Consider the following 13,745-nt stretch of genomic DNA (forward strand, 5'->3'; position numbering starts at 1 on the left):
GCGTGAGGCCGGCGGACAGGCGCAGTACCCCTACCGCCCCAGCGCCCCCAGTACGGCCTCCACCTGTCGTACCGGCTCCGCTCCCGCCACCCGCAGGACGATCGTGTCCGCGCCGGCGGCGGTCAGTTCGCGTACGCGGTCGGCGGCGTCCTCCGCGCGGCCGGAGACGGTGAAGACCTCCTCCGCCGGGCGGCCGAGCCAGGCGGCCTGGCCCTCCGTGTGCGGGCGGAGGGTCTCGGCGGCGCGGGCCGGGTCGTCGTCCACGCAGGTGAAGGCGAGCACCGTCAGGGTGTGGTCCGGGCCCGCGCCGCCCTTGGTGACCAGCGCCCGGGCCGACTCCACCTCGCGGGGGCCGTGACCCTCCGCGATCACCGTGCCGTCGGCGACCCGCCCGGACAGCTCCAGCGAGCGCGGCCGCACCACGCCCGCGACCACCGGCGGCGGTTCGGCCGGCGGATGCACCAACTGGACGCCGTCCAGCCGTACTTCCCGGCCCGCCAGCTCGACCCGCTCGCCGCGCAGCAGCGCCCGTACGGACGTGATCGTCTCCTCGAGCAGCGCGAGCGGGGAGCGCGGGGCGACGCCGACCGCCGTCATCCACTCCCGCACGCCGTGCCCGATCCCGGAGACCAGCCGACCCGGGAACACCCGTGCCAGCGTGGCCAGTTCCATGGCGAGCAGCGCCGGGCTGCGCAGCGGCGCGGGCGTGATCCCGATGCCGACCCGCAGCCGCTCGGTCGCCCCCAGCGCCACGGCCGCCGCCGACACGCCCCCGTTCCAGCCGAGGTCCTCGACGACCCAGAGGTCGTCCACGCCGAGCGCCTCGACCTCCCGCGCGAACCCCGGCAGCCCTTCGGGCGCCCAGTCCCGGTCGTACATCACGCCGATGCGCACGCCGATCCGAGCGCCGTTACGAACAGTCGTCGTCATGGACGGCAACCTATGCGCCGTTCGGCGGGATGATCAACGCTCGGGACACCGTCGGCAACCGTTCCCGCCTCCGCCACCGCGCCCACGCCCGGCATTCACCGCGCCTCAGCACGCTCGGCACGACATCCCGGCAGGTCACGGGCACCCCACCGCGCAGCGGGAGCTGACATGGCACACAGCGGCAACGGACACCACCACCATCACCACCCCCATGGCCACAGCCACGGGCACGGGCACGGGGGCGCCGAGCCCGACGCCGTCCCGGCCGCCTTCGACATGACCGTTCCCGACGAGGAACTGTCGCCCCAGCAGCTCTCCCGGCGCGCGATGGTGCGCCGCGCCGGTCTGCTCGGCGCCGGCCTCGCCGCCGGCGGCGTGCTCGGCGGCGTCGGCGCCGGTCAGGCCGCCGCGCAGACCGCGCCCGCCTCCGACCAGTCCCGCCGGGAGTCCCGCTCCGGCCGCTACCTGTGGCTGGCCGGCGACCACCACATCCACACCCAGTACAGCTCCGACGCCAAGTACCGCGTCATCGACCAGGTACGCCAGGCCAACGCGCACGGCCTGGACTGGATGGTCGTCACCGACCACGCGAGCGAGCAGCACGCCAAGATCGGTGTGGAGAAGGTCAACCCCGACATCGTCGCCGCCCGCGACGCGATCGAGGACACGCTCGTCTTCCAGGGCCTGGAGTGGAACATCCCGGCCGCCGAGCACGGCACCGTCTTCGTGCACCCCGGCCGCAACGAGGTCGCCGTCCTCAAGCAGTTCGAGGCGACGTACGACGGCGGTCTGAACAAGGCCACCGCGAGCACGCCGGCCAACGAGGCCCTCGCCATCGCGGGTATCGACTTCCTCGCCGCGCAGGTCCGCCGTCGCAAGGTCAAGGACGCGCTGTTCCTCGCCAACCACCCCGCCCGCAAGGGCATCGACTCCCCGCACGAGATCCGCGGCTGGCGCGACGCCCAGCCGGACATCGCGGTCGGCATGGAGGGCGCCCCCGGCCACCAGGCCGGCGGCCTGCCCGCCCCGCACGGCCCCGGCTCCGCGCGCGGCATCTACGACAACAGCCCCAGTGCCGACTCCTTCGCCGGCTACCCGCTGGAGAGCTACCGCACCTGGGGCGGCTTCGACTGGATGACCGCCACGGTCGGCGGCCTGTGGGACAGCCTGCTCGCCGAGGGCAAGCCCTGGTGGATCACGGCCAACTCCGACTCCCACAACGTCTACGCCGACACCGCCGTACGCGGTCCGAACAGCGACTTCGCCGCCAACGGCCGCTACGACGACCCGGTCTACGGCGGTGACCTCAACCTCACCGACACGGACTTCTGGCCGGGCCAGTACTCCCGAACGCACGTCGGCGCGGCCTCCTTCTCGTACCAGTCGGTGATGGACGGCATCCGCGCCGGCCGCGTCTGGGTCGACCACGGCGCCCTCATCAGCGGCCTCGACGCCCGGCTGCGCGGCGGCGGCCGGGAGACCACGCTCGGCGGCTCGCTGCACGTACGCAAGGGCAGCAAGGTCGACCTGGTCGTCGAGATCAGCTTGGCCAACGGCCCCAACTGGGCCCAGTTCACGCCGAAGCTGGCCCGCGTGGACGTCATCCGGGGCGCGGTCACCGGTGCCGTCTCCGACAAGGACACGTTCACGACACCGGACACGAAGGTGGTCAAGTCCTTCGAGGTCAACAAGGCCACGGGCACCGTCCGCCTGACGTACTCGCTCGGCCGCGTCGACCGTCCGGTGTACGTGCGGCTGCGCGGGACGGACGGCAACCGGTCGGCGGTCGGGGTGCACGGGGCGGCTGTGGACCCGGTGGGCCCGGCGCTGGACGTCGTCGGCGACGCCGACCCGTGGAAGGACCTGTGGTTCTACTCCAACCCGATGTGGGTCCTGCCCGCATGACCACCGTGTCGTCACCCGGCGTCCGCACCGTGATCGGTGTGGACGCCGGCTCCGCGCCCCTGCGCGAGGCCGACCACCTGATCCACGACCTGGTGGCCGCCCTCGCCCTCCCGCCCACGACGATCGCCTGCACCCACCCCGTGCGCACCGGCCCCCGCCCCCACCTGGCGACGACGTTCGCCCTGCCGGACGAGGCCACGGCACGGGCGGTGTGGCACCGCCTGGTGGCCCACCTCGCGTCGACCGCCCCGGAGACGGGCGCGGCCTACGCCGAACTCCGCCACGGTTCGCCGGAGTTGGCGGACGCGGCGGCCCAGGCCGCCCGGCAGCACGCCCACCGCGAGTCCGGCCGCGCTGTGCTCTACCCCGGCGCGGACACCGTCACCGGCACGGTCACCCTGGAACACCTCCTCACCCACACGGCGATCGAAAGGGCAACGATCCTGGGCACCCCCGAACCCCCCGCCCCCACGGCGCAGATCGACACCCGCGCCCACGTACGCCCCACCTGGCACACCGGCCACCTCACCCTCGCCCTCACCCCGGCCCCAGCGGGCCGCCTGGCCCCGTTCGAGGTCCCGAATCCGACGCCTTGTTGTGTGGATCACGGGTGAGGGAGCGGGACCGGTCTGCCTCATGTGCCGGACGGAGATTGGTCCGGGGCATGCACAATCACAGCTGTCGGTGAGCCAGGCCGGGCACGGCTGAGGAGCAACGGGAGTGGACTGGGATGACCCTTGTCATCGAATTGCGGCGGGGGTTCCTGTCCTCCCGGACCGCACGGAAGCCAGGGCTGCGTCCCGCAGCAGGGACGCTGGAGCGGGTAGTCGTCGACGACGAGTTCTGGACGGCCATCGAGCGGCTGGGCCGACACCGGCTGCCGACCCTGCCGGCGTCGATCCCTACGGTGACACCAGGCTCAGCGGTGAGGCAGCCGACCGGGTGGTGCGAGAGTTGGAGGACGCGGATCTCACACGGCTGAGAGGTGCGGAGCACAAGGTCATGACGACGCTGCTGGACTGGGGGCTCCGTTGCCGCGCGGACGGAGACCTGCGCATCGCCATCTCGGGCGATTAGCCCGCGACGCTCCATCGTCTGAGCGTCGGTACGGGTGCCCGCTGACCGACGCGGAGTGAGTCCCCGCACCGCCGGCTCAGCACATTGCGCCGCACTCCGCCCACACCGTCTTGCCCGGCCCGTTGACGCGGGGTTCCGCGCCCCAGCGGTCGGACAGGGCCGCGACGAGGAGGAGGCCGCGTCCGGACTCCTGGTCACCGGGCGGTTTACGGAGCGACAGCAGCGGTACGCGCTCGCCGCGCGCGTCGGACACCTCGACGCGCACGAGCCGCCCGGTGGCGACGAGCCGCACGGCGAAGTCCCGCCCCGGCACGCACCCGTGCCGTACGGCGTTGGCGACGAGCTCGGCGGTGACGAGCGTGACGGTCTCGTTGACGTCCGAGCCGTACGGGAAGCCCCAGGCATCGAGCCGGTGCGCCACGAGCCGCCGCGCGAGCCGCGCGCCGCGCGGGGTGGAGGTGAACCGCATGGCGAACTCAAGGCGTGCGGCGACCGGTTCCGTGACGGGGGAGGGGTGTTCGTTCATGCCCCCACCGTCGACCCCGCGAGCATGCCGCGACGAGCCCCGACGCGCCCACACGCACCCCTGTGGGCATCGGGGCGTCCGGTGTGGGCGACGGGTGGCAGCCGGCGCGGCAACTGGCATGGCCACCTCATGAGTTGACCGCGTCGTTCCCCACCGGGTCGCGGGAAACCGCGCCCCGGTGCCGCCCGCTGCCCTATAAATCCCTGGAGAAAGAACCCGACCAAACCAAACCCCGCGCGCGAGCGCGGTGTTGGCCGCCACTCGTTCGAGTGATGCGAGGGGGGTACGGCCGGAAACGTGCGGTACGTTCGCCGCAAGTACCCCACACCGGACACAGAACGGCCCCCGGCAGGACGGCAATCCGAACCGAGGGCCTGACCATTCAGGAAGACTAGGACTTTCCCTCATGGCTGACCCGCAGTCTAACGGGGCGCTGCCCGCGCACCCGTGCCCTCCCCGCCTCCCGAACGCCCCGCGCGCCGGAGTCGTCCACCTCCGCCACCGGCACACCGAGCGCTACACGGTGGTCGGCAACCACCTCGCGCAACACCGCGAGCTGTCGGCGACGGCGATCGGTCTGGCCGTCCACATCCAGTCACTGCCGGACGGCGCCCCGGTCACCGTCAAGGCCCTGGCCGCCCGCTTCAGCGAAGGCGAGACGAGGATCGCCCGCGCCCTGAACGAGCTGGTGAGGGCGGGCTACCTGGTCCGCACCCGCACCCGCGACACCACGGGCCGCATCACCACCCGCACGCTGTTCAAGGAGCACCCGGGCGCCACACAACCCCCCGAGCGGAACCCCTCCACACACAGGGAGCCTCGTACCCCCACCCCGCCCCCGCCGCCTCCTGCCACGGGCCCGGCAGCGGAACTCCTCTCCCGCCTGCGCCTGACCGACCCCAGGCTGCTCCTCTCCACCCGCGACGTACACGAGCTGGTTCCCGCCGTAACGGCCTGGCTGGCCCAGGACGCGACCCCCGCCCAGATCACCCGCACCCTCACCGCCGGCCTCCCCCCGGCCCAGGTCCCCATCCACCACCCGTCCCGCTTCCTGGCCCACCGCCTGACCACGCTGCTGCCACCCCCACTCCCCACGGCACCCCGGGGCGCCGACAGCCCCGGCTCCCCACGCCCCGCCCCGCTGATCAACTGCGACGGCTGCGACCGCGCCTTCCGCTCCCACGACCTGAAGGCACGCTGCGGCAACTGCCGCGCTCAGCAGGAACGTACGGCGGCGTAACCAAGCAACCGCACACGAGGACGCGACGGAGGCGCCGGCGAATGGACGACGACAACGAAGAAATCCCCGGCTGCGCCCCCGCCGGCGAAACACCGGCGGACCAGATCCCCGGCGTCCTCCGTGCTTTCGGCCGCCAGTTGAAGCGGTTCCGTCTCCGCGCCGACCTCGACCGCCCGGCCTTCGGCGCCCTCGTCGGCTACGCCCCGAAGACGATCGCGGCGTACGAACAGGGCCGCCGGGTGCCCCCGCCGGCGTTCATCGATCTGGCCGACAACGTCTTGGACGCAGGCGGCGTCCTGGGCGAGATGAAGGAAGCAGTAGCACAAGCTCAGTACCCCGTGTTCTTCCGTGACGCCGCCAAATTGGAGGCGGACGCGGTCGAGGTACAGGTCTATGCCAACCAGGCAGTACCGGGCCTGCTCCAGACCGAGGAGTACGCGCGTGCCGTGTTTGGTATGGGGCGGCCGCTCATGGACGAGGAGACCATCGAACAACAAGTCATGGCAAGGCTGGCGCGGCAGTCCCTCTTCGCTCGGAGGCCGGCGCCCTTGCTGGGCTTTGTTCTGGACGAGTCAGTGCTGTGCCGACCCTTCGGGGGCAGAGGCACCCTGCGCGGGCAGTTGGAACATCTCCTCCTCGTGGGGCAGTACCGCAATGTGGAGATCCAGGTGTTACCTCTGGACCGGGAGGACAACGCCGCAGTTGACGGCCCGTTCACGGTCTTGCACTGTGAGAACGGAGACCAGATCGGTTACCTGGAGGCGCAGGGGCGGAGCACAATCGTCACGGATCGAACCGAGGTCCGCGGCATCGTGTGCCGTTACGGGATCATCCGGGCACAAGCTCTCACCCCGAGTGAGTCCTTGACCTTCATCGTGAAGTCGCTGGGAGAGATGTGAACTTCGAAAAGACCGCCGACGAGCTGACCCCACTCGTATGGTTCAAGAGCAGCTACAGCGGCGCACAGGGGGGCGAATGTGTAGAGGTGGCGATCCGCTCCCGCGCTATCCATGTCCGCGACTCCAAGGACACCGCACGTGCCGGGCTGGCCATGGGCGAGGATGCTTGGAAGGGCTTCATCCGCTTCGCGGCTAAGCGGTATTCCTGAACCGCAGTCGTACGTGAGTTGTCCTGCGACCATTGACGAAACTGGTCGCAGGGCAATCTAGGACGGATGGCACCACGTGAACCCGGGCCCCCACGTGGTTCAGTGTGCGAATGAATCACGACACGCGTGCTGGCGTCGACTGCGCTCAATCCACGGGGACGTTTGAAACGACGAGTGTTCAGTCCTGTTCAGCCCATTGAGCTCGGATGCGCGCCTCATTTCGGCGTGGCTTCCCCATTCCCCCGATAAATGATCTTGCCATTCAGCTCCGCGAACCCCAGCGACCGGTAGAAGGCCCGCGCCCCCGGATTGTCCCGGTCCGTCATCCACTCCACGCGGCTGCACCCCGGACGTGCTGCCGCGATGGTGTGCAACTCGGTCATCAGGCGGGCGCCAACGCCGTGGCGGCGGAGGGAGTCGCGAACGTAGAGCTCCTTGAGGAAGAGGGAATGCGAGGAGCCGGCCGCCGGCCAGAGGAAGGAGTAGGCGGCGAGGCCCACGAGTCCACCCGTCTCGTCTTCGACGACCAGTGCGGAGGCGAGAGGTGGGGAGCCGAAGAGAGCTTCTTCCACCTGCGCCCGGCGTTGCTCGAAGGGCTGGATGGCTGTGGACCCGTAGAACCGTTCGATCTCTTCGATCAGCGTGGCCAGAGCCGCGGTGTCATCCTTCTTGGCGGGGCGAATCGTCGTGCGCGTGGAGGTTGTCGAGGTCATCGCTGGGCATCTCCGTACGGTGTTCGTCGTTCGGTTCGTCGGCTTCAACGGCCGGATCATGCGGCGGGGCACGATGTGGTGCTCTCATGGAAGGGCCGTTGCCGTCTGTACGTCGCCCCAGCCGTGGTGTCGCAGGGAGTTCCGCACATGGCGTATGAGGTATTCCAGGTCCGCGCAGTACACGGACGGGTTTCGATAGCCGTTTGCCGTGCTGAAACGGTGCGGGAGGTAACCACCACCGCAGACCTCCACCAGCGGGCAACTCTGACACTTCTCCGCGAGAGCCTCTCTCCCGTACAGCCGGTGTTGCAGTTTGGGGTGGTCCAAGGCGTTGTCGAAGGAGTGCCGGAAGACGTCAAGGCCGAGCCAGGAGGCGCCCTCACCAACGGACCGCAAGGTGTCCACGCCCTCGATGGCGCCGTCGGACTCGATGACGACGGTTGCCGAGGGTGCCAGGCCGAGTGTCTCCACCGAACCGCGGACGCCCGAACCGAGAGCGACGATGTCCTCCAGCATTCGCACGCTGTGCCGATGGTCCGGACGGGAGAGCCAGGCGTCGTAGACGCGGCTCAGCCAGAGCCCGTACTCGGGCACGCCGGGGTCGCCGCGGGGCGGCGGAGCGTCGTGGGTGGCGTGGGGGAGCCCGAAGTCGATGCTGGGCGGATCGAAGGCGGCCAGGTAGTCGTGGACCTCGACCGGGTCGTTGGCGAGGTCCACCACGGCGAGCAGGCCGGCGAACAGGTGTGGTCGGGTGCGTAGCAGTCGGATGCCGCGGACGGCCGAGGCGGCGCTCGACCGTGCGGAGTGAGTGAGACGGTGCCGGTCGTTCGCGCTGGGCGGGCCGTCGAGGCTGACGCCGACCGTCACTTCGTACCGCTCGAAGAGGTCGAGCCATGCCTCGGACAGAAGCGTTCCATTGGTCTGCAGTTCGAAGCGTGCGGTGAGGGTGTGCGGAATCTCCTCGCGCATGGCATCGAGGAGTCTCGCCAGGTGACGAGGGCCGGCGAGCAGGGGTTCGCCGCCGTGCAGGATCACGTGTACGGCGGGCAGGCTGTGGCGTGCGGCGTGTTCCGCGATGCGGCGTGCGGCTGCTCGGGCCACCAGGGCGTCCATCCGGGCGGGCAGGTTTCGCCATGCCTGGTCGGCGGAGCGGAAGACGTAGCAGTAGTCGCAGTCGATGTTGCAGCGATTCGCGACCTTGAGGACGTAGGACGAGAAGGGCGCCGGCTGTCGGGGCATCTGCCGCTGCGGTTCAGGAGGGACGGGGCCGGATCAGCGAAGCCGCGTGAGTGCCGACGCCGAAGCGGTCCGGCGTGTCCCGCTCGGCTGCGAGGCGCCGCCGTACGCGCTCGGCGACCTGGTCCAGGACCGGGTTGTCGGTCACTGGGTCGAGGGCGTGACGCGTCGAGAGGGTGAAGGTGTCCAGTGGTAAGGAAGCGCTCGTGGGTGACGTCATCCAACACCTCTCGTGAGGTCGGCGCCGGGAACTTCGGCGCTGGGCGACAGCGATGGTTGAAACGACAGACCGTTGTGCAACGTAGCAGTCCTGCGGCACTCGCTGGGATACGGATACTGGCCAGCGCAGCATTGCCCCTGTGCCTGTCCGCGGGAAACGACTGGGACCCGGCTCACCCCATCTGTCCCGCCAATAGCGCTTCGATGCCGTCGGCCGACGCGTCAAGAGACAACCGCCGGTAGACGTCGATGGCTTGGAGCAGTGTTCCGATGGCCTCGGGTGAATCGGCGCCGTCGGTCGCGCGGAGGCAGCGGCCGATGCCTTCCAGCGCCCGTGCCTCCTCCAGCGGGCAGCGGATGGCCTGGGCGAGCTCCAGCGCTTGGGTGAAATGCTCGCGTGCACGCGCCATGTCGCCGTGCGTGTGCAGGAGTGTTCCCCAGTGATTCAGGACTTCTGCCTCACCGCATCTGTCTCCCAGTCCCCGTTCGATCTCCAGGCTTCGCTCGAAGGCCGCCGCGGCGAGGTCGCGGTCACCCACGGCCGCGTGAGCGGCTCCCAGTTCGGTGAGTGCGGCAGCCTCGCCTCCTCGGCTGCCGAGGTCGCGATATGCGCGCAGAGCCTCCTCCAGACTGCGGATCGCCGCTGCCGTGTCGCCCGAGAGGCGTTCCAGCACCCCGAGATGACGCGTGCTGGTGGCACGGCCGAAGCGTTCGCCCAGTTCCGTGAAGTGCTCCAGCGCCAGAGCGTGGGACTCGCGTGCCCCTGTCAGATCACCGGTGAGTCGACTCGCTACCCCCAACTCGTTGAGAGCGTAGGCCTGGTGCACCCGGTCGTCGAGCGCCGAGTAGAGACCAAGCGCTTCACGGTGCAGGCGCCGCCCCTGTTCATACGCTCCGGTCAGGCAGTGGACGACACCCATGTCACGCAACGAGTTGGCCTCGCCGTACCGGTCGCCGAGTTCGCGGTAGATCGAGAGGGCCTCGGACTGGGCATCGATGGCGGCGTCGAAGTCACTGGTCTGGCGGCGGACCATACCGAGGTCGGCGAGCGCGTTGGCCTGCCCCAGCCGGTGTCCCACTTGCCGGTACAAGCTCAGCGCCTGGATCTGTGCCTGGGCCGATGCCTCGTTGTCCGCGGTCAGGTACCAGACGATGCCCGCTTGATTGAGGGCGTCAGCACGCCCGAGGTGATCACTCAACGCCTCATATCGCGTGGCCGCTTCCTCCAGGGCAGCCGAGGCATCGACGTAGGAACCCATGAACCGTCGTACGACACCGAGTTCGGCGAGGGCTCCTGCCAGGGCCCGCTCGTCACCGGTCTGCCGAGCGGCCTGGGCGGCGGTCCGGTGCAGTGCGACCGCCTGGTCCCAGGGGCCGGCCTGTCGCAGGAACGGTGCCATGGCGGCGGACAGCCGCACGACGAGTGGATACAGCGCGAGGTCGTTCGCGCGCCGGATGCACGCCAGGATGTTGGGCCGTTCGGTCTCCAGCCAGCGCAGAGCCGCCGCACGTGAGTCCATGGCCGGTGTTTCGGTCCGAGGCGCTTCGTCCGGTGGGGATGGGGTCTCCGCACCGCCGCGTACCAAGTGGGCGTTGGCTGCGGTGAGGGCGACCAGGTAGTACGTGCTCACGCGGCGGATGGTGTCGACGGATTCCATGCTGTCTCCCTCGTCAGCCTGGCCAGTGGGACCGGAGAGACCGGTGCCGCCAGTGAGGCCGCGCGCGTAGTCACGCAGCAGGTCGTGCAGTCGGTAACGGCCGCCGGGGTGTTCATCGATCAGGTGGGCGTCGTAGAGGCCGTCGAGGTACTCACGGGCCACCACTGCCGGGATCCCGCCGATGGCCGCGCCGGTGAAGGTATCGAGGTCCGTGCCCGGGTAGGCCCCGAGCCGTTGGAAGAAGCGTTGGCATTCGGGTGAAAGATCACGGATGGAGAGATCAAACGTCGCGGCGACCGCCCGCTCCCCGGCCCGCAGTTCCGTCAGGCGGTCCCTGGCGGCGACCAGTCGCTCACGCAGATCCTCGGCCTGCCAGGACGGGTGGTGGCGCAGCCGTGCGGCCAGCAGTGACACACCGAGGGGCAGGCATCCGCAGAGCTGGACCAACTCCCTGAGTACCTGGAGGTCAAGGTTCTCCGCTGGGCGAGCGCTGAGTCGTATGAACAGATCCACCGCGTGGTCGGGGGACAGAGCCCGCACCGGTAGTACGACTTCCTCGTCCGCCACCAGCCTTTTGCGACTGGTCACCAGAACGAGGCAGTCGCCTCCACCGGGCAGGAGCGGCTCATACTGTCGGTAACTGGCCGCGTTGTCGAGAATGAGCAGAGTCTTCCTGCCGGAGAGCCGACTGCGCCACATGGCGGCACGGGCCTCGGTGACGGCGCCCATGTCGTCGCCGACCGGTATCTGCTGTGTGGGTACGCCAATGGCGGTGAGCAACGAGGAAAGGGCCTCGTCGGACCGCACGGGGTTGCGGCCGGCGGTGTGGCCGTTGAGGTTGACGAACAGTTGCCCGTCCGGAAACCGGTCGGCGAGCAGGTGACCGGCGTGCACGGCGAAGGTCGTCTTGCCGACGCCGGGCATTCCGTCGATCACGTGCACCGGCAGGGTGTCACCAACCTCCTGAGCGCCGTGGACCGAGCGCACCAGCGAGTCGAGTTCGGCCGTGCGATCGGTGAACGCCGTGGTGTCGCGCGGCAGGGAGCGCAGGACCAGTGCGGCGCCGGGGGCGTTCAATCCGTCGCCCGAGGTCGCCGTGGGGTCCGGTGAGTTCCCTGGACTCCGTTGACCGTCGAGGGTGGTGAGGACCGTAGCCAGACCGGCCGCGACGACGCCCAGGAGTAGAAACGAAGCCCACGGGTGCTGCTGTAATCGGCCTAATCCCAGGGGCCAATGGCCCTGCTCGGACACCGCGTTCGTGACGAGTCCGGTGAGCAGCGTGGTTACCGTCCCGATGGTGGCGACGGCCGCGATCACCAACCCCCTGCGGGGCCTCACGACGGGCGCCCCGTGGAAGTGGACGCACTCGTACGGCCGGATGTTGTTGCTTCTTCGTCCTCACCGAACACTCGGTCAACCCCCGCGATTGAATCCTCACCGAGTGTAATCGGAACAGTTCGATGAGTCCTGGTCAAGACCGACAGTCAGACAGGCCTTGGCGGTGACGACCGATTCGCAGTGGTTGGCAAGAAGCGAGAGGCATGGCCGCCCTTCGGTGACTCGCCGTGCACGTATAACTCGGCTTATTATAGGTCGATTTATACGTACCTGTGCCCCTGTCCTGTGGAACGGTGTGCGACAGTTGGGCGCGTCGACCGGACAGGGGCGCGCGCACCGCGACGGCACTGGATCACTCGGCCTACGCCGTCCTACCGTGGCCGCCATGAGTAATCAGTCGTCGGGGGCCGTCGCGCCCGTCGGGCCGTATGAGCCGCCCTACTACGTGGCTGTGTTCAGCACCGTGCGTACGCGGGAGCAGGACGGTTATCGGGAGACCAACGCGCGTATGGAGGAGTTGGTGCGGGGGGTGCCCGGGTTCTTGGGGATGGATCATGCGCAGACTCCTGGTGGGCTGGGCATCACCGTCGGGTACTTCCGGGACGCCGACGCGCTCGCCGAGTGGCGGCGCGATGCCGAGCACCGGGCGGCGCAGGAGCGTGGGCGGGCCGAGTGGTACGAGAGCTACACCTTGCACGTGGCGAAGGTGGAGCGGAGTCATGGGTTCACGAGGGGGGCGCGGTCCTCGCGGGGGACCGTGGCGGACTGACGCCCGCTGGGCCGGGGCAGGGCCGTCCGGCCGGGGGTGAGGGCCGTCCGGCCCATGCGGTGGGGGTGGCGGGGGCCGGAGCATGGGTGGTGACCGGCAGGGAGGCCGCGGGTCGGGGAGGTGTCACGGGGCTCGTGTCCGAGGTCCGCTTCCCGGGTTCACCGGCCGTCACGGCTCAGTCTTCTCGTCTGCGGGGGCCGTGGCGGGCGGGCGGGCTCCCTGGCCGGTCGCCGTCCGGGCCACCCACCTGCCACCTCCGGACGGTGGTTCGCCCCGCCCCCGGCGCCGGTGCGTTCGTGCGCTGGCCGCCCCCGGCGCGCCGGTCGTCCCGGGGGCGCGGCGGACGCACGGGCCCCGCCCGCCCCGGCGGGGCCGACGCTCCCACGGGCCCCGGCCGGCCGGGACGGCCCGCCGGCGGTCGCCCGAGGCGCACCCCGCGTCCACGCACACGAAAGAGGCACCATGAACGCTTCGCGTCCCACCGTCGCCCGTGCGCTCACCAGGTCGGTCGGCGTGGCGCTGCTGGCCGGCGGGCCCGTCATGCTGCTGCGCGGACTCGGCGGGCGTCGCCAGATCCGTGCCGAACTGGCCGCCCAGCGGATCACGTTCCCGGACAGCGGTCTGCCCGCCGAACTCGCCCGCCACGCCGGCTCCCCGGTCGGGACCGGGCCCCAGGCCCACGCCTACGCCGCCCTCATCAAGGACCACCTCGCCCACGCCACCCACGGCCGCACCTACGCCGAGATCACCGAGGAGCTCCAGTCGACCGGCGGTGACGACGAGAAACTCACCCGGCTCCGCCAGACCGCTTTCATGGGCGAGACCCTGCGCGCCTCCCTCCTCTCCGCCTACCAGGCCTGGCACCTCACCACCCTCGTCACCGGCCTCGGCACCCTCCTCACCGGCCTGGGCGCGGCCCTGCTCGCCGCCCCGCCCTCCCCTGCGCGCCCGTCACGGTGAGGCGTTCCGGGAGCGATGTCAGACCCTGCCTCTAGTGTCGGAGACGACGCCAACGCGACCGCCCTG

At 70.3% G+C, this 13,745-nt stretch carries 13 protein-coding genes; 7 read left to right on the plus strand and 6 right to left on the minus strand.

The window, feature by feature from the left end; genetic code table 11:
- Nucleotides 1-30 precede the first annotated feature (30 nt).
- Nucleotides 31-930 carry an LLM class flavin-dependent oxidoreductase gene (locus OIE12_RS22300; RefSeq protein ID WP_329138013.1) on the minus strand — a complete coding sequence of 300 codons (900 nt, stop codon included), beginning with the start codon at nucleotides 928-930 and terminating at the stop codon, nucleotides 31-33.
- 168 nt (nucleotides 931-1,098) lie between these two features.
- On the opposite strand from OIE12_RS22300, the gene OIE12_RS22305 reads away from it, so the two are divergent.
- Both OIE12_RS22305 and OIE12_RS22310 read left to right on the plus strand, forming a co-directional pair.
- A complete protein-coding gene (locus OIE12_RS22305; protein WP_329138015.1) occupies nucleotides 1,099-2,835 on the plus strand; it encodes a PHP domain-containing protein in 1,737 nt (578 codons plus the stop codon).
- Complete coding sequence (locus tag OIE12_RS22310; protein WP_329138017.1) at nucleotides 2,832-3,449, plus strand: hypothetical protein; 618 nt, start codon at nucleotides 2,832-2,834, stop codon at nucleotides 3,447-3,449. The genes OIE12_RS22305 and OIE12_RS22310 overlap by 4 nt, the downstream gene beginning before the upstream one ends.
- Before the next feature lie 539 nt (nucleotides 3,450-3,988).
- Here OIE12_RS22310 and OIE12_RS22315 read toward each other — a convergent pair.
- Nucleotides 3,989-4,438 carry an ATP-binding protein gene (locus tag OIE12_RS22315; protein WP_329138019.1) on the minus strand — a complete coding sequence of 150 codons (450 nt, stop codon included), beginning with the start codon at nucleotides 4,436-4,438 and terminating at the stop codon, nucleotides 3,989-3,991.
- A gap of 406 nt (nucleotides 4,439-4,844) precedes the next feature.
- Between OIE12_RS22315 and OIE12_RS22320 the strand changes: the two genes are divergently transcribed.
- Genes OIE12_RS22320 through OIE12_RS22330 form a run of 3 tightly spaced genes read left to right on the plus strand, consistent with a single transcriptional unit; the run spans nucleotide 4,845 to nucleotide 6,786 of the window.
- Nucleotides 4,845-5,678 (plus strand): helix-turn-helix domain-containing protein, encoded by an 834-nt coding sequence (locus tag OIE12_RS22320; RefSeq protein ID WP_329138021.1) that lies wholly within the window; start codon nucleotides 4,845-4,847, stop codon nucleotides 5,676-5,678.
- A gap of 41 nt (nucleotides 5,679-5,719) precedes the next feature.
- Nucleotides 5,720-6,577, plus strand: a complete 858-nt coding sequence (locus OIE12_RS22325; protein WP_329138023.1) for a helix-turn-helix domain-containing protein — start codon at nucleotides 5,720-5,722, stop codon at nucleotides 6,575-6,577.
- The gene (locus OIE12_RS22330) at nucleotides 6,574-6,786 is read left to right on the plus strand and encodes a DUF397 domain-containing protein (RefSeq protein WP_329138026.1); all 213 of its coding nucleotides are present in this window, start codon (nucleotides 6,574-6,576) and stop codon (nucleotides 6,784-6,786) included. The genes OIE12_RS22325 and OIE12_RS22330 overlap by 4 nt, the downstream gene beginning before the upstream one ends.
- Before the next feature lie 215 nt (nucleotides 6,787-7,001).
- Here the strand turns inward: OIE12_RS22330 and haaN are convergent, their stop codons facing one another.
- From haaN to haaT, 4 genes are all read right to left on the minus strand, one after another.
- On the minus strand, nucleotides 7,002-7,499 hold the full coding sequence (gene haaN, locus OIE12_RS22335; RefSeq protein ID WP_329138027.1) for a cyclophane-containing RiPP N-acetyltransferase HaaN: 498 nt from the start codon (nucleotides 7,497-7,499) through the stop codon (nucleotides 7,002-7,004).
- A gap of 84 nt (nucleotides 7,500-7,583) precedes the next feature.
- Nucleotides 7,584-8,738 carry an FxsB family cyclophane-forming radical SAM/SPASM peptide maturase gene (locus OIE12_RS22340; protein ID WP_329138029.1) on the minus strand — a complete coding sequence of 385 codons (1,155 nt, stop codon included), beginning with the start codon at nucleotides 8,736-8,738 and terminating at the stop codon, nucleotides 7,584-7,586.
- A gap of 13 nt (nucleotides 8,739-8,751) precedes the next feature.
- The gene (haaA, locus tag OIE12_RS22345; RefSeq protein ID WP_329138031.1) at nucleotides 8,752-8,955 is read right to left on the minus strand and encodes a HaaA family cyclophane-containing RiPP peptide; all 204 of its coding nucleotides are present in this window, start codon (nucleotides 8,953-8,955) and stop codon (nucleotides 8,752-8,754) included.
- Between the two features lie 172 nt (nucleotides 8,956-9,127).
- Nucleotides 9,128-11,929 carry a cyclophane-containing RiPP biosynthesis TPR protein HaaT gene (gene haaT / locus OIE12_RS22350; protein ID WP_329138034.1) on the minus strand — a complete coding sequence of 934 codons (2,802 nt, stop codon included), beginning with the start codon at nucleotides 11,927-11,929 and terminating at the stop codon, nucleotides 9,128-9,130.
- 406 nt (nucleotides 11,930-12,335) lie between these two features.
- Between haaT and OIE12_RS22355 the strand changes: the two genes are divergently transcribed.
- Together OIE12_RS22355 and OIE12_RS22360 are read left to right on the plus strand one after the other, a co-directional pair.
- Complete coding sequence (locus OIE12_RS22355; RefSeq protein WP_329138036.1) at nucleotides 12,336-12,719, plus strand: antibiotic biosynthesis monooxygenase family protein; 384 nt, start codon at nucleotides 12,336-12,338, stop codon at nucleotides 12,717-12,719.
- A 462-nt stretch (nucleotides 12,720-13,181) separates the two neighbouring features.
- Nucleotides 13,182-13,679: a hypothetical protein gene (locus OIE12_RS22360; protein WP_329138037.1), complete on the plus strand. Its 498-nt coding sequence runs from the start codon at nucleotides 13,182-13,184 to the stop codon at nucleotides 13,677-13,679.
- The last annotated feature ends 66 nt before the right edge of the window (nucleotides 13,680-13,745 follow it).

Source organism: Streptomyces sp. NBC_00670 (assembly GCF_036226765.1).
Taxonomy (GTDB): Bacteria; Actinomycetota; Actinomycetes; order Streptomycetales; family Streptomycetaceae; genus Streptomyces.